Consider the following 22,032-nt stretch of genomic DNA (forward strand, 5'->3'; position numbering starts at 1 on the left):
TTATTGCACCGCAAACTGCTGGCGGATCTTACGCATTAACAGGAAGAGCCACGGCCAGAGCACGCCATTTACGAGGCTGCTCCAGAAAATGTCGGGCTTGAACGAAACGTTGATGACCAGGAACTCAGCCCAGAAAACAATCACTTCGGTCGCCAGCGACAACAACATTACCACCAGCGCCTGTTGCCAGAGCGCCAGATTACGGAATAACTGAAATTTCAGTGCAACCAGATAGGCGACAATGCTTAATGACAACGCACGAACGCCAAGGGTGGATCCGCTAATAAGATCCAGTATGGCACCCATAGCGAAACCCGTACCGACATTTACGCGGTGCGGGAGCGCCAGGATCCAGTAAAGCAGAATAAGCAGAACCCAGTTTGGCCGGTAAACAAGAATGTCATCCGGCCAGGGCATGATTTGAAGCAACAGAGCAATGAAAAACGAGAGCCAGATAACCCAGCGCCCCTGGCTACGGTAACTTGCCACTATTGCCCTCCCGGAGAGAGTTGCGGCGGCGGCTGTGTAATACCGGTTGCCGGAGCAGGCATCGGCGCAGGCGGCCCCATCACATCAGGTGAAGGCAGAACCTGCGGCATCATTTGCAGCAGACGTTCATTCGCCACACGGTGCACATCTTCCGGCGTCCGTGGATTGGTGCCGTTACGATCCGCCCCCCACAGCAGCAACAGATAACGTAAACGTTGCAGGCCTGCCGTCGGACGCGCCTGAATCACCGTGTACGCACGCTGCGTATCCAGTTTCACCGATGAAACAACAGCAACCGGATATCCTTCAGGGAAACGACCGCCAAGACCGGAGGTAACCAGCACATCGCCCACGCGAATATCGGTGTTCGCGGGCAGGTGTTCCAGTTGCAGATCATCGGTACAGCCGTTGCCGGCGGCAATTACACGGATGTCGTTACGCAGAACCTGAATCGGCAGCGCATGCGTCGCATCGCAAATCAGCAGCACGCGGCTGGTCAGTTTCGCCACCGCGACTACCTGACCGACGACGCCTTTGTCGCTGATCACTGGTTGGCCTTCGTAAACGCCGTTCGCGCTGCCTTTGTCGATCACCACCTGATCGCTGTACGGATCGTTCACCGTCGAGATCACCTGGGTCACCATTTTCTGCTCATCCTGACGCAGCGGCGATCCCAGCAGTTCACGCAGGCGCGCATTCTCCTGTTTGTACTGCCCTAACATCAGCAGTTCGCTGTTTTTCAGCAGCAGTTCCTGACGCAATGCCCGGTTTTCAAGCTCGAGTTGATCGCGCGATGCCAGCGTTTGTGACACGCTGTCGAGTAATTCACGGGGACCGTTGGAAATAAAATAGAAGGGACTGACGGCAGTATCCATGTACGTTCTGATCTGGCTGAACGTACCGAGGCGGCTGTCGGCGATGATGACTCCAAGCGCCACCAAAACCGCCAGAAAAAGGCGAATCTGTAGCGACGGGCCACGGCTAAAAATTGGCTTCATAGGCTTTGCGTATTCTCAGGCCAGACAGAACCGGAGCGGAATATCACTCCGGTTCTGACGCGGACTATTCTTCGCTGAACAAGTCGCCGCCGTGCATGTCGATCATTTCCAGCGCCTTGCCGCCACCACGCGCTACACAGGTCAGTGGATCTTCTGCAACCACAACAGGAATACCGGTCTCTTCCATCAGCAGGCGATCGAGGTTACGCAGCAGCGCGCCACCACCGGTCAATACCATGCCGCGTTCGGAGATGTCGGAAGCCAGTTCCGGCGGGCACTGTTCCAGGGCAACCATCACGGCGCTGACGATACCGGTCAGCGGTTCCTGCAGCGCTTCGAGGATTTCGTTAGAATTCAGAGTAAAGCCGCGCGGTACGCCTTCAGCCAGGTTACGACCACGCACTTCGATTTCACGCACTTCGTCGCCCGGGTAAGCGGAGCCGATTTCGTGTTTGATACGTTCAGCGGTCGCTTCACCAATCAGGGAGCCGTAGTTACGACGGACATAATTAATGATCGCTTCGTCGAAGCGATCGCCGCCAATACGCACAGAAGAGGAGTAAACCACGCCGTTAAGAGAGATAACCGCAACTTCCGTGGTACCACCACCGATATCCACAACCATAGAGCCGGTCGCTTCAGATACCGGCAAGCCTGCGCCGATTGCGGCCGCCATCGGTTCTTCAATCAGGAACACTTCACGCGCGCCTGCGCCCTGTGCGGATTCACGAATCGCGCGGCGTTCAACCTGGGTCGCGCCAACTGGCACACAAACCAGCACACGCGGGCTTGGACGCATAAAACTGTTGCTGTGCACTTGTTTAATAAAGTGCTGCAACATTTTTTCGGTCACGAAGAAGTCAGCAATAACGCCATCTTTCATCGGGCGAATCGCTGCGATGTTGCCCGGTGTACGCCCAAGCATCTGTTTCGCTTCATGACCTACTGCGGCCACACTTTTCGGTGAACCGGCACGATCCTGACGAATGGCCACCACGGACGGCTCATTCAATACGATGCCTTGTCCTTTTACATAAATCAGGGTATTCGCGGTACCCAGGTCAATGGACAGGTCATTGGAAAACATGCCACGAAATTTTTTCAACATACTAAGGGATAATCCTGAAAGCTGGGGCGGATACAAAATCCGCTTACTTTACCAACCACACGCAGCAGCGACAAGGCGTAAGAATCATCTGCTACGGTGAAAATTAGTGCAGTTTGTTTCCTTTGTTGCAAAACGACACGACTTCAGCCGGAAGCAGAAAAAACTCTTCTGTTCCAGCGTATTGCTTTTGCGTTATTTCAAAGGTCAAACCGGCTTTGTATTACTGTCACAATCCGGCGGGCAGGCAAGCACACCCCCAAAAATGGCAGCGCGCATTATTCTACGTGAAAACGACTCAAACAGCAGTTCAAACCGAGTATCTTTGCGAATATTTTTTCACATTGGTATCGAGCGGTTGAGAAGACGCGAAAAAATCGCCCTGTCCCCCGACAACGCCCCGATCCACCAGCGTCTGCCATTCAGCCCGCGCGCGAACGCCTGTCGCGAAAACGCGTGTCCGTGTGCCTTTGCACGCCTCCACAAGACTCTGAACCAGCAACTGATTTTCGGTACGCTTTTCAATGTTCCTGACCAGTCCCGGATGCAGCTTTAATAACTCCACATCCAACACTTTAATCCAACTGGTGCTCACCAACGTCAGACCCGCCTGCACCACCGCTACGCGCGCGCCCAGAGCGTTAATTAATCGCACCACCGACTGTAACCGGCTGATATGTTGACAAACATCAGCCTCAGCAAGTTCAAAAATAATCCGTTTGCGTTGAGATTTTTCGCATTCCATTAATGTGTCGCGCAGCCAGCGTTGAAAACGCGGGCGTACCAGAGACTGAACTGTCACCTGCATCGCCAAATTCTCTTCCGGCCAGAAACCCAGGAAGGGAATAAGACGGGTGATCTGCTGGCGGTCATACTCTTCAGAGAGACCAAACTGGAGCACCATCGGCATATATTCTTCGGCGATCACCTCCTGTTCACCGTCGAAAATACGACACATCAGCTCCCGGTGATGCACCAGTCCGTCGCGATTAACCGCGGGTTTCTGATAAACACGCGGCCCGCCCCGGCTCAGCATCTGCTCTATCAGCGTCCGCCAGCGCACATTGCCACGCCCTTGCTCGGGCAATGAATCATCATAAACCGACCAGCTGTTACCGCCCTGCAATACCGCATTACGCGCCGCAGCTTCCGCATGCTCCATCACTTGTTCCGTTGACTGGCCGCTACGCCATGCACAAACGCCAATGTGCATAATATCTTCGCGGTTCTGCGCCTTATTGTGCGGCAGCCCATCGACAGATTTCAGGATCTGCCCGGCGATACTTTCCGCTTCCTTTAATGTCCGGTGCGGCAACAGCACGGCAAAATCGCTGCGGTGATAACGTGCGAGCAGCGCGCCAGGGTAACGCATAATAAAAGTAGAAAGTAAGTTGATGAGGGTGAAGAAATACTCTTCCGCCGCCGTAGTCAGCCCCCAGCTTTCGCGCATAAGATCAAAATCCGGCAGGCGGATCATCATCACCACGCCGTGCGAACCGACTTTTTCCTGATCTTCCAGCAGTGTCGCCAGTTGATTATCAAAAAACAGACGGTTATTCAGGCCGGTACGCGTATCTTGCGCCGCATAAGAGCGGATCAGCGTATCCATCCGGCTGCGCTGATCGCTGGCAAACTGGATATCGGTCAGCAGCACATCCAGCGCACTGCTGGTGCGTGATGGCCACTCGTAGATGCTGCCGCGAACCTGCGGGCCTCGCTCACCATTAAGGATCCGCGTCGCTCGCCCTTCCAGCAGTTCTTGTCCGGAAAGCTGACGACGCAGCCAGCGCACAGCAAGAAAGATAATGACGATCATAAAACCGATCGCGAGAGTCAGCGGCGCCGTATTGACCAGCGAACGAAAGTAGTTGGCCATCGGATCCTGGTAGATAAGCGAAATCGTGAGGCCGGGGTTTTTCAGCCCCGAAACGGACAGTTCACGGGTCTGCAAACTACTGCCTGCCGGACGGTAGCTACCATTGCGCGCATAGCTGAGCAGGGTTTTCTTCCCCTGCTTGATCTCAACTTTAATGATATCCAGCGGCACCATCAGCTCATCAAGCTGAGGCGAAAGCTGGTTGACAGGTGTAGAAATCAGTCGGGTATCCACAACCGCTGCGACCGCCGCCACGCGGTTAGCCACCTTGTTTTGTATGGCATTATAAAAGCTCAGTGAGCAGCCGATCAGCGTGACGAAAATCGCCAACGCGGTCAGCAGTGTCACAAAAGCGGAAAATTTCGTCGTTAATCGCATCCCTGTGTTAACTCCGTTGTATTAAAGAACAAGACGATATCGACCCGGAGCTTGTTAAAAAGTAAGCACTAACTTTCAAATCTAACCGCGATATGGAATAGTCAGGAGTAAAGTTAGAAAAATCCGAGGCCGTTTTTACCCCTGCGAGTATAGTCCTCATAAATATTTTTCCAATCAGCAATCATATGGATGATTGTTTCGGCAAATGATCCCAATGTTTGGTAACACACTCCCACTCGCGCTATCGCATCGCTTACACCATGCTTATTAACAAAATTCGCGGAGGATGCAATGAAGAAAAAACTGACTGAAGCCGACGTAACCGCTGAATCCGTATTTATGTTACAGCGCCGTCAGGTGCTAAAAATGCTCGGTATTGGCGCGACAACGCTAAGTTTGTCGCCGATGGCGCAAGCGGATCTGCTGGATTGGTTTAAAGGTCATGACCGTCCGAAAGCGCCAGCAGGAAAACCCCTCGACTTCAGCCAGCCGGCGCAGTGGCAAGCCAAGCTTGAGTTGACACCGGAAGATAAAGTTACTGGCTACAATAACTTTTATGAATTTGGCCTGGATAAAGCCGATCCCGCCGCTAACGCCGGGGGGATGAAAACCGATCCCTGGACACTGACCATTGATGGTGAAGTGGCGAAACCATTAACCCTCGATCACGCAGCGCTGACGTCGCGCTTCCCGCTGGAAGAGCGTATTTACCGCATGCGCTGCGTCGAGGCGTGGTCAATGGTCGTGCCGTGGATTGGTTTCCCGCTGCATAAGCTGCTGGCGCTGGTCGAACCCACCAGCAACGCCAAGTATGTCGCTTTCGAAACCCGTTACGCGCCGGAGGAGATGCCGGGGCAAAAAGATCGGTTTATCGGCGGCGGGTTGAAATACCCCTATGTCGAAGCACTCCGTATAGATGAAGCAATGCATCCGTTAACGCTGCTGACGGTGGGTGTCTACGGCAAAGCGCTACCGCCGCAAAATGGCGCGCCGATTCGGCTGACCGTACCGTGGAAGTACGGTTTTAAAGGCATTAAATCGATTGTCAGCATTAAGCTCACCAGTAAACGGCCCCCCACCACGTGGAACCTCGCCGCGCCGGACGAATATGGTTTTTACGCTAACGTGAATCCACATGTGGATCACCCGCGCTGGTCGCAGGCAACGGAGCGCTTTATTGGTTCCGGCGGCGCGCTGGATGTAAAACGCCAGCCAACATTACTGTTTAACGGCTACGCTGAGGAAGTGGCTTCGCTTTATCACGGGCTGGATCTACGGGAGAATTTTTAAGTGCGTTTAACGGCAAAACAGGTTACCTGGCTTAAAGTCGCGTTACATCTTGCGGGACTACTGCCTTTTCTCTGGCTGTTCTGGGCGGCAAATCAGGGCTACTTCAGCGCCGATCCAGCGAAAGATATTCAGCATTTTACCGGCAGAATGGCGCTGAAATTCCTGCTGGCGACGCTATTGGTGACACCGCTGGCGCGCTATGCAAAACAACCTTTATTGATCCGCACGCGGCGACTGCTCGGGCTTTGGTGTTTTGCCTGGGCGACGCTTCATTTGACCAGCTATACGTTGCTGGAGCTGGGCATCAATAATCTGGCGCTGCTCGGCCAGGAGCTGACCACGCGTCCTTATTTAACGCTGGGAGCCGTAAGCTGGCTGATCTTGCTGGCGCTGGCGGCCACATCAACGCAGTGGGCGCAGCGCAAAATGGGCAAGCGCTGGCAACAATTACATAACTTCGTCTATCTGGTGGCGATCCTCGCTCCGATTCACTATCTCTGGTCCGTAAAGATTCTTTCCCCGCAACCGCTCCTGTACGCCGCTGCCGCGATCGCGCTTTTAGCATGGCGTTACAAGAAGTTCCGCCAATGGTGGCGTTAATGCAGCAATCTGTGCAGTTTCCCGCAAATCTATTATCAACCGCGTCCATATGTTAGCCGGGTGGTTAATAATCTTCCCTGATAAGACCAGTATTTAGCTGCCAAATGCTACGAAATCGTTATAATGTGCGACCTTGGTTTTCACGGCAGGGTTTTCGGACTTTAACAACGTGACAACCACGCAACGAAGGTATATTTTGTTTTTTACCGGAAAATTGCAGGAGATAGCAGCACAATGGCGGACAAATTGCGTATTTTGCTTTTGAACGGCCCCAATCTGAATATGCTGGGAACCCGTGAACCAAAAACCTATGGTTCGCTTACCCTGCAGCAGATTGTTAACCGTTTAACAAATGAAGCGGAAGCGCTAAACGTCACGCTCACGCATTTTCAGTCGAACGCCGAGTTTGCGTTGATCGACCGTATTCATCAGGCAAAAGACACTGCGGACTTCATCCTGATCAATCCGGCCGCTTTTACGCATACCAGCGTCGCGATTCGTGATGCGCTGCTGGCGGTGGATATCCCGTTTATTGAGATCCATCTGAGTAATGTCCATGCGCGCGAGCCATTCAGACATCACTCTTATCTCTCCGATATCGCTGTCGGCGTTATCTGTGGATTAGGCGCCGATGGTTATACATACGCTTTACAGACGGCGGTAAAACGCCTGTCACAAACACACTAAACAAGAGTACGGAACCCACTCATGGATATTCGTAAGATTAAAAAACTGATCGAGCTGGTTGAAGAATCAGGCATCTCCGAACTGGAAATTTCTGAAGGCGAAGAGTCTGTTCGCATCAGCCGCAGCGCGCCGAATGTCGGCTATCCGATGATGCAGCAGGCTTATGCTGCGCCGGTAGCTCAGCCTATGGCAGCCGCTGTCTCACCAGCCGCAACCGCTACGGAAGCACCTGCCGCAGCAGAAATCAGTGGCCACATCGTACGTTCCCCGATGGTTGGAACCTTCTATCGCACCCCGAGCCCGGACGCGAAAGCGTTTATCGAAATCGGCCAGAAAGTCAACGTGGGCGACACCCTGTGCATCGTTGAAGCCATGAAAATGATGAACCAGATCGAAGCGGATAAAGCAGGCGTGGTGAAAGCCATTCTGGTGGAAAGTGGCCAACCGGTTGAATTTGACGAGCCGCTGGTCGTCATCGAGTAACGAGGCGCACATGCTGGATAAAATTGTTATCGCTAACCGCGGCGAGATCGCACTGCGTATTCTTCGTGCCTGCAAAGAGCTGGGCATCAAGACTGTCGCCGTGCACTCCACTGCGGATCGCGATTTAAAACACGTACTGCTGGCGGACGAAACGGTCTGTATCGGTCCGGCACCGTCCGTGAAAAGCTATCTGAACATCCCGGCGATCATCTCTGCTGCCGAAATCACCGGCGCCGTGGCGATTCACCCGGGTTACGGCTTCCTTTCAGAGAATGCCAACTTTGCTGAGCAGGTTGAACGCTCCGGCTTTATCTTTATCGGCCCGAAAGCCGACACCATTCGCCTGATGGGCGACAAAGTGTCCGCGATTACCGCCATGAAGAAAGCCGGCGTACCGACCGTTCCGGGTTCTGACGGCCCGCTGGGCGATGATAATGACGCTAACCGCGCGCATGCCAAACGCATCGGTTATCCGGTCATTATCAAAGCCTCCGGCGGCGGCGGCGGTCGCGGTATGCGCGTTGTGCGCAAAGATGCCGACCTGGCGCAGTCCATCGCCATGACCCGTGCGGAAGCGAAAGCCGCTTTCAACAACGACATGGTGTACATGGAAAAATACCTGGAAAATCCTCGCCACGTCGAGATCCAGGTGCTGGCAGACGGCCAGGGCAATGCCATCTATCTGGCCGAGCGCGACTGCTCCATGCAGCGCCGCCACCAGAAAGTGGTCGAAGAAGCGCCGGCACCGGGCATTACCCCGGAACTGCGTCGCTATATCGGCGAACGCTGCGCCAAAGCCTGTGTCGATATCGGTTATCGCGGAGCGGGTACGTTCGAGTTCCTGTTTGAAAACGGCGAGTTCTACTTCATTGAAATGAACACCCGTATTCAGGTTGAGCACCCGGTTACTGAGATGATCACCGGTGTTGACCTGATCAAAGAACAGCTGCGCATTGCTGCCGGTCAGCCGCTCTCCATCAAGCAGGATGAAGTTGTGGTCAGAGGCCATGCGGTGGAATGCCGTATTAACGCCGAAGATCCGAACACCTTCCTGCCAAGCCCGGGTAAAATTACGCGCTTCCACGCGCCGGGTGGTTTTGGCGTTCGCTGGGAATCGCACATCTACGCTGGCTATACCGTGCCGCCGTATTACGATTCCATGATCGGCAAACTGATCTGCTACGGCGAGAGCCGCGATGTGGCGATTGCGCGCATGAAGAATGCACTGCAGGAGCTGATTATCGACGGTATCAAAACCAACGTGGAGTTGCAGACCCGCATCATGAACGACGAGAATTTCCAGCACGGTGGCACCAATATCCACTACCTGGAGAAAAAACTCGGCTTGCAGGAAAAATAATCTGCAATCATCGCAAAGGGCCGGATTTTCCGGCCTTTTTTCTTTTTCTCTCCCCTCATCTTTTCCATAGGGTACAATCCCCGCTTTCTTCATCCACAAGGGAAAAAAATGGACAACCGTTTTGTTCAGGCCCACAAAGAAGCCCGCTGGGCACTGTGGCTGACCCTTCTCTATCTTGCTGCATGGTTAGTGTGCGCTTACCTACCTGGTACGGAGCAGGGATTTACCGGGCTGCCGCGCTGGTTTGAGCTGGCCTGCCTGTTAACGCCGCTGGTCTTTGTGTTGCTGTGCTGGGCCATGGTGCGCTTTATCTTCCGTGATATTCCGCTGGAGGATAACGATGCAGAGTGAAATTATCGCCGTACTGGTTATCTACCTGATCGTAGTATTCGGTCTCTCCTTTTATGCTATGCGCCAGCGCAGCAAAGGCACGTTCCTGAGTGAATACTTCCTCGGCAGTCGTTCGATGGGCGGTTTTGTGCTGGCTATGACGCTGACGGCAACCTATGTCAGCGCCAGTTCATTTATCGGCGGACCGGGCGCAGCCTATAAATTTGGCCTCGGCTGGGTGTTGCTGGCGATGATCCAGGTGCCAACCATCTGGCTCTCTTTGGGTATCCTCGGCAAAAAGTTCGCTATCCTGGCGCGCCGTTACAATGCGATTACCCTGAACGACATGCTGATGGCGCGCTACCAGAACCGTGCGGTTGTGTGGATCGCCAGCCTTAGCCTGCTGGTTGCCTTTGTCGGCGCCATCGCCGTGCAATTTATCGGCGGCGCGCGTCTGCTGGAAACCGCCGCCGGGATCAAGTACGAATCCGGCCTGCTGATCTTTGGCATCACCATTGCGCTATACACCGCATTTGGCGGTTTTCGCGCCAGCGTACTCAACGATACGATGCAAGGGATGGTGATGTTGATTGGCACGCTGGTGCTGCTCGTCGGCGTGATCCATGCCGCTGGCGGGCTGCACAGTGCGGTAGAAACGCTGCAACAGATCGATCCACAACTGGTAAGCCCGCACGGCGCTCACGATATCCTTTCGCCTGCATTTATGACCTCATTCTGGGTGCTGGTCTGTTTTGGTGTTATTGGCTTGCCGCACACCGCCGTTCGCTGTATTTCCTATAAAGACAGCAAATCGGTTCATCGCGGCATTATTATCGGCACTATTGTCATCGCGCTGTTAATGCTGGGAATGCATCTCGCTGGCGCACTCGGCCGCGCCGTGTTACCGCATCTTTCGGTACCCGATCAGGTGATCCCGACACTGATGGTCGAGGTCTTACCGCCCTGGGCTGCCGGGTTGTTTCTTGCTGCGCCAATGGCCGCGATCATGTCGAACGTCAATGCGCATTTGTTGCAGGCTTCGGCCACAATCATCAAAGATCTGTGGTTAAGCGCCCAGCCGACTAAAATTCGTCATGAACCGCGTTTAAAACGCATCTCCACCGTGACAACCCTGATACTCGGCGTACTGATGATGCTGGCGGCATGGCGTCCACCAGAGATGATTATCTGGTTAAACCTGCTGGCGTTTGGCGGTCTGGAAGCGGTATTCCTGTGGCCGCTGGTTTTGGGGTTGTACTGGGAGCGGGCGAATGCTGCTGGCGCATTGAGCGCCATGGTCACGGGCGGCGTACTGTATGCCGTTCTCGCCACGTTTAATATTCAGTACCTGGGCTTTCATCCGATTGTGCCTTCGTTGCTGTTAAGTTTGCTGGCCTTCGTCGTCGGGAACCGTTTTGGTCAACCGGCGCCGCAGGCTCCGACTGTTTCTGTTAATGAATAAAGAGTTACGACATGCCATGGATCCAACTGAAACTGAACACCACCGGCGCAAATGCTGAAGATCTGAGCGATGCTTTGATGGAAGCGGGTGCGGTATCCATCACGTTCCAGGATACGCACGACACGCCCGTGTTTGAACCATTGCCGGGCGAAACTCGCTTGTGGGGCGATACCGACGTTATCGGCCTGTTTGACGCCGAAACAGAGATGGCCGATGTGGTCGCCCAGCTTGCGCTGCACCCACTGCTGGGTGAAGGCTTCGCCCATAAAATCGAGCAGCTGGAAGATAAAGACTGGGAACGCGAATGGATGGATAACTTCCACCCGATGCGCTTTGGCGAGCGGCTATGGATCTGCCCAAGCTGGCGCGATGTACCGGACGAAAACGCGGTCAACGTGATGCTCGACCCGGGCCTGGCATTCGGCACCGGCACCCATCCAACGACGGCGCTGTGCCTGCAATGGCTGGACAGCCTCGATCTGAGCGGCAAGACAGTGATCGACTTTGGCTGCGGTTCGGGGATCCTGGCGATCGCGGCGCTGAAACTGGGCGCTGCAAAGGCGATCGGCATTGATATCGATCCGCAGGCGATCCAGGCAAGCCGCGACAACGCCGAACGTAACGGCGTCTCCGATCGTCTGGATCTCTATCTGCCCAATGACCAGCCAGAGGTGATGAAAGCGGATGTCGTGGTCGCTAATATCCTGGCTGGCCCTCTGCGCGAACTGGCGCCATTAATCAGCGTACTGCCCGTAGAGGGCGGCCTGCTGGGGCTTTCTGGTATCCTCGCCAGCCAGGCGGAAAGCGTCTGCGAGGCTTACGCCGATCTCTTCACGCTCGATCCGGTGGTCGAGAAAGAGGAGTGGTGCCGTATCACTGGCCAGAAGAAATAGGACTTAAGCGTGGCCTGCGGGCCACGTTTTTTATCTCCCCTCTCCTTTATCTGTCGTCAAAACATCCTTTGACAATTTTCCCATCGCAATCCGGACACTTTTCACGCTCATCATCGCCGCTAAAGCCGATGTGTGGCGGCCTGGCCACGAAAAAACATCGGCATAAAAATGCGAGCAGGTTCGCAAAACCCGCTTTTTTCTGCTGTAAAAAACAGCAATTCTGCCGCTGATGGCCTGGTAAAAAACGATAACTCGCGCGAATTTATTAGTTACGTGAAATTTTTATCTTAATCATAACGCCATGAAATATATAATTTAATTCCAGAATCACTCTGGCGGACTGGCGATTCCTTGATCTACAACAGAGGATTGCTCAAAGTTTGGCCTTTCATCTCGTGCAAAAAATGCGTAATATACGCCGCCTTGCAGTCACAGTATGGTCATTTCTTAACTCATGCGTATCGGACATCACCAGCTCAGAAATCGCCTGATCGCAGCGCCCATGGCTGGCATTACTGACAGACCATTCCGGACGTTGTGCTACGAGATGGGAGCAGGTTTGACCGTATCCGAGATGATGTCGTCTAACCCGCAAGTGTGGGAAAGCGACAAATCCCGACTGCGGATGGTGCACATTGATGAACCCGGTATTCGCACCGTGCAAATTGCAGGGAGCGATCCGGATGAAATGGCGGAAGCCGCACGCATTAACGTGGAAAGCGGCGCCCAGATTATTGATATCAATATGGGTTGCCCGGCGAAAAAGGTGAATCGCAAGCTGGCAGGCTCGGCTCTGTTGCAGTACCCGGATCTGGTGAAGTCTATCCTGACCTCGGTAGTGAATGCAGTAGATGTGCCTGTTACGCTGAAGATTCGCACAGGCTGGGCTCCGGAACACCGTAACTGCGTAGAAATTGCCCAACTGGCTGAAGAATGTGGTATTCAGGCTCTGACCATTCATGGACGCACCCGCGCCTGTTTGTTCAACGGAGAAGCTGAGTACAACAGTATTCGGGCAGTTAAGCAGAAAGTTTCCATTCCGGTTATCGCGAATGGCGACATTACTGACCCGCTAAAAGCCAGAGCTGTGCTCGACTATACAGGGGCGGATGCCCTGATGATAGGCCGCGCAGCTCAGGGAAGACCCTGGATCTTCCGGGAAATCCAGCACTATCTGGACACTGGGGAGCTGCTGGCCCCGCTGCCTTTGGCAGAGGTTAAGCGCTTGCTTTGCGCGCATGTTCGGGAACTGCATGACTTTTATGGCCAGGCAAAAGGTTACCGAATCGCACGTAAACACGTCTCCTGGTATCTTCAGGAGCACGCTCCGAATGACCAGTTTCGGCGCACATTCAACGCCATTGAGGATGCCAGCGAACAGCTGGAGGCGTTGGAGGCATACTTCGAAAATTTTGCGTAAACAGAAATAAAGAGCTGACAGAACTATGTTCGAACAACGCGTAAATTCTGACGTACTGACCGTTTCTACCGTTAACTCTCAGGATCAGGTAACCCAAAAACCGCTCCGTGACTCGGTAAAACAGGCACTGAAGAACTATTTTGCTCAACTGAATGGTCAGGATGTTAATGACCTGTATGAGCTGGTACTGGCTGAAGTAGAACAGCCACTGTTGGACATGGTGATGCAATACACCCGTGGTAATCAGACCCGCGCGGCGCTGATGATGGGCATCAACCGCGGCACGCTGCGTAAAAAACTGAAAAAATACGGCATGAACTGATTCTGAATCAGTAAGTTGTATTGATAAAAAGGCGCTAACCGGCATGGGGAAGCGCCTTTTTTATTGCCTGAAATGACGCTAAAAACGCCGCTTTCCCTCTCTTTGCACGGTTGCGGATTCGTGTATATTTTCAGCCAATGGTTGCAAGAAAGGGAGATATGGAATGATTCGCAAATATTGGTGGCTGGTCGTTTTCGCCCTCTCAATCCTTGCGCTGGATGGCTTAATCATGCACTGGGTGGAGTACATCACCGCCGAGGTCGATAAATGCCGCAACATGAATTCCGTCAACCCTCTCAAACTGGTGAATTGCGATAATCTGTAAGTGATTGCTTGTAGCGAAAATTCGCGAACATGCTGCTATCCCCTGTATATATCGGGGATTTAAATCATTTTGCGTCATCCTTAGTCGATGATAATGTCTCAGCCCTTTTCGCCCGTACGACCGTAGTAATACGTAACGATCTTAGTGAATGAGTTGATGACATCATGCTGGTTAGCCAATACGACTATATCCTTGTTGTTGTTTCTTTTATTGTCGCCATTCTGGCCTCTTACACCGCCCTGAATATGGCCGGACGCGTCACCTCCAGTAGCGGAACTGCGTCCTGGGTCTGGTTAAGCGGCGGCGGCGTGGCGATGGGGATCGGCATCTGGGCGATGCATTTTATTGGCATGCTGGCTATGAACATTTCGATGAGCATGCTGTATGACCCCTTTCTGACTGCCCTTTCGATGGTTATCGCCATCGGCTCATCACTGTTCGCCCTTTGGCTCGTCAGCGGCTCGCAACTTCATCTCCAGCGCCTGATACCCGGCGCCATTATTATGGGGTTGGGAATTGTCGCTATGCATTACACTGGCATGGCTGCATTACAGGTTTCGCCTGCTATCGTCTGGAATATGAACTGGGTCGCGCTGTCGGTGGTGATTGCCCTGGCGGCATCCTTCGCTGCATTGTGGCTCACTTTCCGTCTGCGTCATGAAGGCGCTCAAGTAGCGCTGATGCGCTTTGGCGCGGCGATCCTGATGGGGATTGCCATTGCCGGAATGCACTATACCGGCATGATGGCGGCGCAATTTCCTCCACAGCATGCAGCAGGGCACCACGGATTCAACAACAACTGGCTGGTCATTCTGGTCAGTATGATGGCGTTCTCTGTACTCGGTATTACTCTGCTGGTCTCAATGTTCGATGCACGTTTACAGGTGCGGACTTCCCTGCTGGCGGCTTCACTGGCGGCGGCTAACCGCGAGCTGGCGCGTCTGGCTCTGCATGATACGCTGACCCGTCTGCCAAACCGCGTATTGCTGGAAGACCGCCTTGAACAAGCGATCAATAAAGCCAGGCGCGAAGGATCTTTCTTTGCGCTGATGTTTATGGATCTGGATGGTTTCAAAACCGTAAATGATGCCTGGGGCCATGATGTTGGCGATAAGCTTCTGGTGGCGGTTACCGATCGTCTGAGGCAACCGCTGAAAGGGCAATATACGCTGGCGCGTATCGGCGGCGATGAGTTTGTTCTGCTGGCGGAAGTCAATGCCCCGGATGAAGCAGCAACGCTTGCCAATGCGCTGGTCCGTGCAATCGATAAACCCTTCAACATCGATCCTTACGATGTGATCGTCACGCTGAGTGTCGGGATTGCCCTCTATCCGCACGATGGTAAAAACGAGCGCGAGCTGATGTTTAACGCCGATGCGGCGATGTATCACACCAAACATATGGGGCGTAACGGCTATCACTTCTTCCAGCCTTCAATGAATACGCTAGCGCAAACCCAACTGCAACTGCTCAATGATTTGTGGTTAGCACTGGAACGCCAGGAGTTTCGCCTGGTTTACCAGCCGAAATTTAAAGCACCGTCCGGGCCGGTCATTGGTTTTGAAGCCCTATTGCGCTGGCATCATCCTTTTCAGGGGGTTCTGTCGCCGGAGGTGTTTCTTCCGCTGGCGGAGAAAACCGGCCTGATTATTCCGCTAGGTAACTGGGTGGTGGATGAAGCCTGTCGGCAGCTTAGCGAATGGCGCAAACAGGGCCATCTGGAGTGGTCGATTGCCGTTAATCTTTCCACCATGCAATTCGAGCAAAATGGGCTAGTGCAGACCATTTTGGACGCACTGAAAAAGCATGATGTTCCGCCAGAAAAGCTGATTCTTGAGGTGACAGAAACCACCGCTATGAGCAATCCTGATGAGAGCGTGCGTGTATTAACCGAGTTAACGAATGCGGGCGTGCAGGCATCGATTGATGATTTCGGCACCGGTTACTCCAGCCTGCTTTATTTGAAGCGTCTACCGGCTTGCGAGTTAAAAATCGATCGCGCCTTTGTTCGGGAACTATGTAAAGAAGGCGAAGATGCCACGATTGTTTCGGCGATCGTCGCGCTGGCCAAAACGCTGAACCTGAAAGTTGTGGCGGAAGGGGTGGAAACGGAAGAACAACAGGCTTTTCTCACTGAACTGGGCTGCAACACGCTGCAAGGTTATTTATTAGGGAAACCAGTAAGTGCGGAATCCATTACCGCTTATGGTAATAAACTTAGCCCGACGGACACCTTTTCCTGAAAATAATTAAGCAGTTAAATCCAGGCGCTTAACGGCGCTTTTATTTTACCTGACCGATAAACTGAATTATTATTCGTATCCAGTTAATTTCACAATGCCGCGCCGGTTGGCCATTAATCAATACGTTGTAGTTGAACAGGCGCTATTTTTATTCTCTGCTTCATCTTTTCTGCATTTTCTATTCCTGAGCGCACTTTTCCCTCCATGATGTTTACACTGCACATACTTTGAGATTATTGCACCAGGGAATCGCCGTTACCGGATGGTAAAATAATCAATATCGACTCAGTAGAGATATACGGGTATTGATATCGGGAGTTGTGTTTATTCGAGGTAACATTATGAAAAATTTCATCGCTGTAGCATTACTGACAACACTGCTTGCCGGTTGTGCTCATGATTCTCCTTGCGTGCCGGTGTATGACGATCAGGGTCGCCTGGTACATACCAATACCTGCATGAAAGGGACAACTCAGGATAACTGGGAAACTGCCGGAGCGATTGCGGGCGGCGCAGCGGCGCTGGCTGGTCTGACGCTCGGCATCGTGGCATTGACCCGATAAATTATCAAAAGCGCGGCTTACCGCGCTTTTGCTTTATTGTGGTGCACTCTTTTTCCCGCCAGTAAATGTCCAGCATTTCATATCTGTCGTTATTCAAAAATAAATGATTAACCGCCGCGTATTAATATCCTGTTTTTCTATCTCTCCCCTTTCTTCGTGAGCTGATTCACAAACGCAGCCATTCACTATATTGCTTATATTCACCTGCGAAACCTGTCTGTTAATAAAAAGTAATTTCTGTGATTTTTTTGCTCCATTTTGTGGCGCAGGTTGTAGTTTTGCACCACGACGGGGCGCTGGTTTTATTTTTTCCTGTCTACACTCTCAATATTGCGTATACGCCCCTTTCAAACACGTCATTCGCAATATTGGCATTCCCTTTGCTTAAGAGAGAATGGCCATAGCCACAGACAGGTTTCAGGCGTTTCCCGGACGCCTTTATATAACGATAAATTTTTCGCCACACAGGATACATTATGAAAAAGATGATGATCGCCAGCCTGGTCGCTGCCGGTGCGCTGTTTGCTCTTGCAAATCAGGCGCATGCGGGCACAACGCTGGATGCCGTTAAAAAGAAAGGTTTTGTACAATGCGGTATCAGCGACGGCCTGCCTGGCTTCTCCTACGCGGACGCGAGCGGTAAATTCACCGGTATCGACGTAGACGTTTGCCGTGGCGTCGCCGCCGCCGTTTTCGGTGACGACAGCAAAGTGAAATATACCCCGCTGACCGCGAAAGAGCGTTTTACCGCTTTGCAGTCCGGCGAAGTGGATATTCTTTCCCGTAATACCACCTGGACTTCTTCCCGCGACGGCGGCATGGGGCTGTCATTTACTGGCGTAACTTATTACGACGGTATCGGCTTCCTGACCCATAACAAAGCGGGTCTGAAAAGTGCTAAAGAGCTGGATGGCGCAACCGTTTGTATTCAGGCCGGTACCGATACCGAGCTGAACGTGGCGGATTACTTCAAGTCCAACAACATGAAATATACCCCGGTAACCTTCGATCGTTCTGACGAATCGGCAAAAGCGCTGGAGTCAGGCCGTTGCGATACGCTGGCTTCCGACCAGTCTCAGTTGTACGCGCTGCGTATCAAACTGAGCAACCCGACTGAGTGGATCGTCCTGCCGGAAGTGATTTCTAAAGAGCCGCTGGGTCCGGTTGTTCGCCGTGGCGACGACGACTGGTTTGCCATCGTGCGCTGGACGCTGTTCGCGATGCTGAACGCCGAAGAGATGGGCGTTAACTCGAAGAACGTTGATCAGAAAGCCGCAAACCCGGCGACACCGGATATGGCTCACCTGCTCGGCAAAGAAGGCGACTTTGGTAAAGATCTGAAGCTTGATAATAAATGGGCTTACAACATCATCAAGAAAGTCGGTAACTATTCCGAAATCTTTGAACGTAACGTAGGTTCTGAAAGCCCGCTGAAAATCAAACGTGGCCAGAACAACCTCTGGAATAACGGCGGTATCCAGTACGCTCCGCCAGTGCGTTAATTCGCAAGTGCTGTAACGGGCACCACCTCGCGTGGTGCCCAGCCCAGAGTCATGGTTACTGAGGTTTTTGCTATGTCCCATCGCCGCCCAACCGTGAAAGGCTCCTTCTCCCTTTCTAACCCTGCGGTTCGTGCCTGGCTGTTTCAAATCCTTGCGATTGTCGCCGTGGTCGTTATCGCAATCTATTTGGTACACAACACGGTTACTAACCTGAACAATCGCGGGATCACCTCCGGCTTTGCGTTCCTCGATCGCGCCGCTGGTTTCGGAATTGTTCAACACTTGATTGATTATGAGCAGGGCGACACCTATGGACGTGTGTTCCTTGTCGGTTTACTTAACACCCTGCTGGTCTCGGCATTGTGTATTGTATTCGCCTCTTTCCTCGGCTTCTTCCTTGGTCTGGCGCGCCTGTCGGAAAACTGGTTACTGCGAAAACTGTCGACGATTTATATCGAAACCTTTCGCAATATCCCGCCGCTGCTGCAAATCTTTTTTTGGTACTTTGCCGTACTGCGTAACTTGCCCGGCCCACGCCAGGCGGTTAATGCAATGGATTTGCTGTTTTTAAGCAACCGTGGCCTCTATATTCCTTCGCCACAAATTGGCGAAGGTCTGCTGGCCTTTGCTGCCGCTGTTATCGTGGCAGTGATCATTTCTGTCGGTCTGTTTCGTTTTAATAAAGCCCATCAGATCAAGACCGGTCAGTTGCGTCGTACCTGGCCGGTTGCGCTGGGGTTGATTATTGCGCTACCGCTGCTGACACACTGGGTTTTCGGCGCAGCATTGCATTGGGAGATTCCGCAACTGCGCGGTTTTAACTTCCAGGGCGGAATGGTGCTGATCCCGGAACTTGCCGCGCTGACGCTTGCGTTATCCGTTTATACCTCCGCGTTTATCGCTGAGATTATCCGTTCAGGCATTCAGTCCGTTCCTCATGGTCAGCATGAGGCCGCGCGTTCTTTGGGATTGCCGAATCCGGTGACGCTGCGCCAGGTCATTATCCCTCAGGCATTGCGCGTCATTATTCCGCCACTGACCAGCCAGTACCTGAACATTGCGAAAAACTCCTCTCTGGCGGCCGCTATCGGCTATCCGGATATGGTGTCACTCTTCGCGGGAACAGTGCTGAATCAGACCGGTCAGGCCATTGAAACCATCGCTATCACTATGTCTGTTTATCTGCTTATCAGTCTGTCGATCTCACTACTGATGAACATTTATAACCGTCGCATTGCACTGATTGAGCGCTAAGGAATTACGATGACAAAAGCTATTCTGTCTCCCTCTGCGCGCCAGACACCTGCAAGAAGCAATGGCGCGGTGTTGTGGGTACGAAAAAATCTGTTCTCCAGTTGGTCTAACTCACTGCTAACGATCGTTTGCCTGTGGCTGATGTGGGAACTGATCCCACCGCTGCTGGAGTGGGCGTTTTTTCAGGCGAACTGGGTGGGCTCAACCCGGGCGGACTGTACAAAAGCGGGCGCCTGTTGGGTATTTATTCATGAGCGTTTTGGCCAGTTTATGTATGGCCTTTACCCGCATGAACAGCGCTGGCGTATTAATCTGGCGCTGATTATTGGCCTGCTCTCGATTGTGCCGATGTTCTGGAAAGCTCTACCACATCGTGGCCGCTACATTGCCTGCTGGGCTGTTATCTACCCGATCGTTGTCTGGTGGTTAATGTTTGGCGGCTTTCTGGGACTGGATCGCGTTGAAACCCGCCAGTGGGGCGGTCTGACGTTGACGCTGATTATCGCTTCTGTCGGTATTGCCGGTGCGCTGCCGCTGGGCATTTTACTGGCGCTGGGGCGTCGTTCAAAAATGCCAGTCGTGCGTATTTTGTCAGTAGTGTTTATTGAGTTCTGGCGCGGTGTGCCGCTGATCACCGTTCTGTTTATGTCCTCGGTCATGCTACCGCTGTTTATGTCGGAAGGAACCAGCATTGATAAGCTGATTCGCGCGCTGGTCGGCGTGATCCTGTTCCAGTCTGCTTATGTGGCGGAAGTGGTGCGCGGCGGTTTGCAGGCGCTACCGAAAGGCCAGTACGAAGCCGCGGAATCTCTGGCGCTGGGCTACTGGAAAACACAGGGGCTGGTGATTCTGCCGCAGGCGCTGAAGCTGGTGATCCCGGGCCTGGTGAACACCATTATTGCGCTGTTTAAAGATACCAGCCTGGTGATCATCATCGGCCTGTTCGATCTTTTCAGCAGCGTGCAGCAGGCTACAGTCGATCCGGCCTGGCTCGGTATGTCGACCGAGGGCTATGTTTTCGCCGCATTAGTTTATTGGGTTTTCTGTTTTAGCATGTCGCGCTACAGCCAGCATCTGGAAAAGCGCTTTAACACCGGGCGTACACCGCACTGAGGAACACCATGAGTAATATGATTATGCAACCTGCCGACGCGATGATTACGCTCGATAATGTGAACAAGTGGTACGGGCAGTTCCATGTCCTGAAAGACATCAATCTGAACGTTAAGCAGGGTGAACGTATTGTACTCTGCGGCCCTTCCGGTTCAGGGAAATCAACGACTATCCGTTGTATCAACCATCTGGAAGAGCATCAGCAGGGCCGTATCGTTGTTGATGGTATCGAGCTGAACGAAGATATCCGCAATATTGAAAAGGTTCGCCAGGAAGTGGGCATGGTTTTCCAGCACTTCAATCTGTTTCCGCATCTCACCGTGTTACAGAACTGTACGCTGGCACCAATTTGGGTGCGCAAAATGCCGAAGAAAGAAGCTGAAGCGCTGGCAATGCACTATCTTGAGCGCGTGCGTATTGCCGAGCATGCGCACAAATTCCCCGGACAGATTTCGGGTGGTCAGCAGCAGCGTGTGGCGATTGCCCGCTCGCTCTGCATGAAGCCAAAGATCATGCTATTTGATGAACCCACGTCAGCGCTGGATCCGGAAATGGTGAAAGAAGTGCTGGATACGATGATTGGCCTGGCGCAATCTGGTATGACGATGCTGTGCGTAACCCATGAAATGGGCTTTGCCCGCACCGTCGCTGATCGTGTGATCTTTATGGATCGCGGTGAGATTGTTGAGCAGGCGCCACCTGAAGAGTTCTTTGCGAACCCGAAATCAGAACGTACCCGCGCTTTCCTGTCGCAAGTTATCCACTAATCGTTATCGCCGTATTTCAGGGCCACCTACGGGTGGCCTTTTTTATCGCTCGCGTTCTAATGTTATGGTGTTTTACGAGAGGTCGTTGCAGCGCAACGTTCAACATCTCCCCGACGATTTATCCTCATCAGGAGATGATGTTTATGGGTAAACAGCAGATAAAACAAAAGGCCCCGTCTTTCGACAGGGCCTTTTGTTTTGTTTGATGCCTGGCAGTTCCCTACTCTCGCATGGGGAGACCCCACACTACCATCGGCGCTACGGCGTTTCACTTCTGAGTTCGGCATGGGGTCAGGTGGGACCACCGCGCTACTGCCGCCAGGCAAATTCTTTCTAAGTGCCGAACTTTAACCGCTATAACTGGTGCTGATACCCAGAGTCGAACTGGGGACCTCACCCTTACCAAGGGTGCGCTCTACCAACTGAGCCATATCAGCACGCTAAATTTGATGCCTGGCAGTTCCCTACTCTCGCATGGGGAGACCCCACACTACCATCGGCGCTACGGCGTTTCACTTCTGAGTTCGGCATGGGGTCAGGTGGGACCACCGCGCTAGTGCCGCCAGGCAAAT

Annotated in this window: 21 protein-coding genes, 1 tRNA gene and 2 rRNA genes; 17 read left to right on the forward strand and 7 right to left on the reverse strand. The window is 52.9% G+C overall.

Going from position 1 to position 22,032, the window contains the following annotated elements:
- The 4 genes from mreD to csrD all read right to left on the reverse strand — a co-directional run bounded on the left by mreD (window position 1) and on the right by csrD (window position 4,846).
- Window positions 1-489 (reverse strand): rod shape-determining protein MreD, encoded by a 489-nt coding sequence (gene mreD / locus CWM66_RS18560; RefSeq protein WP_007369864.1) that lies wholly within the window; start codon window positions 487-489, stop codon window positions 1-3.
- Window positions 489-1,487 carry a rod shape-determining protein MreC gene (gene mreC, locus CWM66_RS18565; protein WP_007369863.1) on the reverse strand — a complete coding sequence of 333 codons (999 nt, stop codon included), beginning with the start codon at window positions 1,485-1,487 and terminating at the stop codon, window positions 489-491. Before mreC ends, mreD begins: the two co-directional genes overlap by 1 nt.
- Window positions 1,488-1,551: 64 nt before the next feature.
- Complete coding sequence (gene mreB, locus CWM66_RS18570) at window positions 1,552-2,595, reverse strand: rod shape-determining protein MreB (protein WP_006818047.1); 1,044 nt, start codon at window positions 2,593-2,595, stop codon at window positions 1,552-1,554.
- A 307-nt stretch (window positions 2,596-2,902) separates the two neighbouring features.
- Entirely contained in the window at window positions 2,903-4,846 is a 1,944-nt protein-coding gene (csrD, locus tag CWM66_RS18580; RefSeq protein ID WP_090397658.1) for an RNase E specificity factor CsrD, read from the reverse strand.
- Window positions 4,847-5,137: 291 nt separating this feature from the next.
- On the opposite strand from csrD, the gene msrP reads away from it, so the two are divergent.
- From msrP to CWM66_RS18670, 17 genes are all read left to right on the forward strand, one after another.
- Window positions 5,138-6,136, forward strand: a complete 999-nt coding sequence (gene msrP, locus CWM66_RS18585; RefSeq protein WP_007369861.1) for a protein-methionine-sulfoxide reductase catalytic subunit MsrP — start codon at window positions 5,138-5,140, stop codon at window positions 6,134-6,136.
- Window positions 6,137-6,736: a protein-methionine-sulfoxide reductase heme-binding subunit MsrQ gene (gene msrQ / locus CWM66_RS18590; protein ID WP_007369860.1), complete on the forward strand. Its 600-nt coding sequence runs from the start codon at window positions 6,137-6,139 to the stop codon at window positions 6,734-6,736.
- A gap of 234 nt (window positions 6,737-6,970) precedes the next feature.
- On the forward strand, window positions 6,971-7,423 hold the full coding sequence (gene aroQ, locus CWM66_RS18595) for a type II 3-dehydroquinate dehydratase (protein WP_007369859.1): 453 nt from the start codon (window positions 6,971-6,973) through the stop codon (window positions 7,421-7,423).
- A 21-nt stretch (window positions 7,424-7,444) separates the two neighbouring features.
- Complete coding sequence (gene accB, locus CWM66_RS18605; protein ID WP_107147040.1) at window positions 7,445-7,906, forward strand: acetyl-CoA carboxylase biotin carboxyl carrier protein; 462 nt, start codon at window positions 7,445-7,447, stop codon at window positions 7,904-7,906.
- Between the two features lie 10 nt (window positions 7,907-7,916).
- Window positions 7,917-9,266, forward strand: coding sequence for an acetyl-CoA carboxylase biotin carboxylase subunit (gene accC / locus CWM66_RS18610; RefSeq protein WP_035888007.1), 1,350 nt, complete (start codon window positions 7,917-7,919; stop codon window positions 9,264-9,266).
- Between the two features lie 108 nt (window positions 9,267-9,374).
- Window positions 9,375-9,617 (forward strand): YhdT family protein, encoded by a 243-nt coding sequence (locus CWM66_RS18615; protein WP_007369856.1) that lies wholly within the window; start codon window positions 9,375-9,377, stop codon window positions 9,615-9,617.
- Entirely contained in the window at window positions 9,607-11,058 is a 1,452-nt protein-coding gene (gene panF, locus CWM66_RS18620) for a sodium/pantothenate symporter (RefSeq protein WP_072439290.1), read from the forward strand. Before CWM66_RS18615 ends, panF begins: the two co-directional genes overlap by 11 nt.
- Before the next feature lie 11 nt (window positions 11,059-11,069).
- A complete protein-coding gene (prmA, locus tag CWM66_RS18625) occupies window positions 11,070-11,951 on the forward strand; it encodes a 50S ribosomal protein L11 methyltransferase (protein WP_007369854.1) in 882 nt (293 codons plus the stop codon).
- A gap of 454 nt (window positions 11,952-12,405) precedes the next feature.
- Window positions 12,406-13,371, forward strand: a complete 966-nt coding sequence (gene dusB / locus CWM66_RS18630; protein WP_035888013.1) for a tRNA dihydrouridine synthase DusB — start codon at window positions 12,406-12,408, stop codon at window positions 13,369-13,371.
- A gap of 25 nt (window positions 13,372-13,396) precedes the next feature.
- Window positions 13,397-13,693 carry a DNA-binding transcriptional regulator Fis gene (fis, locus tag CWM66_RS18635; RefSeq protein WP_000462905.1) on the forward strand — a complete coding sequence of 99 codons (297 nt, stop codon included), beginning with the start codon at window positions 13,397-13,399 and terminating at the stop codon, window positions 13,691-13,693.
- 163 nt (window positions 13,694-13,856) lie between these two features.
- Entirely contained in the window at window positions 13,857-14,018 is a 162-nt protein-coding gene (locus CWM66_RS18640; protein ID WP_107147041.1) for a DUF2556 family protein, read from the forward strand.
- 164 nt (window positions 14,019-14,182) lie between these two features.
- Entirely contained in the window at window positions 14,183-16,261 is a 2,079-nt protein-coding gene (locus CWM66_RS18645; protein ID WP_079517285.1) for a bifunctional diguanylate cyclase/phosphodiesterase, read from the forward strand.
- A gap of 341 nt (window positions 16,262-16,602) precedes the next feature.
- The gene (locus tag CWM66_RS18650; protein ID WP_035888016.1) at window positions 16,603-16,824 is read left to right on the forward strand and encodes a hypothetical protein; all 222 of its coding nucleotides are present in this window, start codon (window positions 16,603-16,605) and stop codon (window positions 16,822-16,824) included.
- Window positions 16,825-17,300: 476 nt separating this feature from the next.
- Window positions 17,301-18,326 carry an amino acid ABC transporter substrate-binding protein gene (locus CWM66_RS18655; RefSeq protein WP_007369848.1) on the forward strand — a complete coding sequence of 342 codons (1,026 nt, stop codon included), beginning with the start codon at window positions 17,301-17,303 and terminating at the stop codon, window positions 18,324-18,326.
- Between the two features lie 72 nt (window positions 18,327-18,398).
- On the forward strand, window positions 18,399-19,580 hold the full coding sequence (locus CWM66_RS18660; protein WP_035888020.1) for an amino acid ABC transporter permease: 1,182 nt from the start codon (window positions 18,399-18,401) through the stop codon (window positions 19,578-19,580).
- Between the two features lie 9 nt (window positions 19,581-19,589).
- The gene (locus CWM66_RS18665; RefSeq protein WP_043956345.1) at window positions 19,590-20,693 is read left to right on the forward strand and encodes an amino acid ABC transporter permease; all 1,104 of its coding nucleotides are present in this window, start codon (window positions 19,590-19,592) and stop codon (window positions 20,691-20,693) included.
- Between the two features lie 8 nt (window positions 20,694-20,701).
- Window positions 20,702-21,460: an amino acid ABC transporter ATP-binding protein gene (locus CWM66_RS18670; RefSeq protein ID WP_007369845.1), complete on the forward strand. Its 759-nt coding sequence runs from the start codon at window positions 20,702-20,704 to the stop codon at window positions 21,458-21,460.
- A 207-nt stretch (window positions 21,461-21,667) separates the two neighbouring features.
- Here CWM66_RS18670 and rrf (CWM66_RS18675) read toward each other — a convergent pair.
- The 3 genes from rrf (CWM66_RS18675) to rrf (CWM66_RS18685) all read right to left on the reverse strand — a co-directional run bounded on the left by rrf (CWM66_RS18675) (window position 21,668) and on the right by rrf (CWM66_RS18685) (window position 22,027).
- Window positions 21,668-21,783 (reverse strand): 5S ribosomal RNA (gene rrf / locus CWM66_RS18675).
- Between the two features lie 38 nt (window positions 21,784-21,821).
- Window positions 21,822-21,897 (reverse strand) — tRNA-Thr (locus CWM66_RS18680).
- Window positions 21,898-21,911: 14 nt separating this feature from the next.
- Window positions 21,912-22,027, reverse strand: a 5S ribosomal RNA gene (gene rrf / locus CWM66_RS18685).
- Between the last annotated feature and the right edge of the window lie 5 nt (window positions 22,028-22,032).

Source organism: Kosakonia sp. H7A, assembly GCF_003028445.1.
In the GTDB taxonomy this organism is placed as follows: Bacteria; Pseudomonadota; Gammaproteobacteria; order Enterobacterales; family Enterobacteriaceae; genus Kosakonia; species Kosakonia radicincitans.

Coding starts and splice junctions, on each gene's coding strand:
- CWM66_RS18650 (WP_035888016.1), top strand. CDS start 16,603: ATGAAAAATTTCATCGCTGTAGCATTACTGACAACACTGCTTGCCGGT.
- panF (WP_072439290.1), top strand. CDS start 9,607: ATGCAGAGTGAAATTATCGCCGTACTGGTTATCTACCTGATCGTAGTA.
- prmA (WP_007369854.1), top strand. CDS start 11,070: ATGCCATGGATCCAACTGAAACTGAACACCACCGGCGCAAATGCTGAA.
- accC (WP_035888007.1), top strand. CDS start 7,917: ATGCTGGATAAAATTGTTATCGCTAACCGCGGCGAGATCGCACTGCGT.
- CWM66_RS18670 (WP_007369845.1), top strand. CDS start 20,702: ATGAGTAATATGATTATGCAACCTGCCGACGCGATGATTACGCTCGAT.
- CWM66_RS18660 (WP_035888020.1), top strand. CDS start 18,399: ATGTCCCATCGCCGCCCAACCGTGAAAGGCTCCTTCTCCCTTTCTAAC.
- mreC (WP_007369863.1), bottom strand. CDS start 1,487: ATGAAGCCAATTTTTAGCCGTGGCCCGTCGCTACAGATTCGCCTTTTT.
- csrD (WP_090397658.1), bottom strand. CDS start 4,846: ATGCGATTAACGACGAAATTTTCCGCTTTTGTGACACTGCTGACCGCG.
- CWM66_RS18640 (WP_107147041.1), top strand. CDS start 13,857: ATGATTCGCAAATATTGGTGGCTGGTCGTTTTCGCCCTCTCAATCCTT.
- fis (WP_000462905.1), top strand. CDS start 13,397: ATGTTCGAACAACGCGTAAATTCTGACGTACTGACCGTTTCTACCGTT.
- CWM66_RS18645 (WP_079517285.1), top strand. CDS start 14,183: ATGCTGGTTAGCCAATACGACTATATCCTTGTTGTTGTTTCTTTTATT.
- accB (WP_107147040.1), top strand. CDS start 7,445: ATGGATATTCGTAAGATTAAAAAACTGATCGAGCTGGTTGAAGAATCA.
- aroQ (WP_007369859.1), top strand. CDS start 6,971: ATGGCGGACAAATTGCGTATTTTGCTTTTGAACGGCCCCAATCTGAAT.
- mreB (WP_006818047.1), bottom strand. CDS start 2,595: ATGTTGAAAAAATTTCGTGGCATGTTTTCCAATGACCTGTCCATTGAC.
- CWM66_RS18655 (WP_007369848.1), top strand. CDS start 17,301: ATGAAAAAGATGATGATCGCCAGCCTGGTCGCTGCCGGTGCGCTGTTT.
- CWM66_RS18665 (WP_043956345.1), top strand. CDS start 19,590: ATGACAAAAGCTATTCTGTCTCCCTCTGCGCGCCAGACACCTGCAAGA.
- msrP (WP_007369861.1), top strand. CDS start 5,138: ATGAAGAAAAAACTGACTGAAGCCGACGTAACCGCTGAATCCGTATTT.
- CWM66_RS18615 (WP_007369856.1), top strand. CDS start 9,375: ATGGACAACCGTTTTGTTCAGGCCCACAAAGAAGCCCGCTGGGCACTG.
- dusB (WP_035888013.1), top strand. CDS start 12,406: ATGCGTATCGGACATCACCAGCTCAGAAATCGCCTGATCGCAGCGCCC.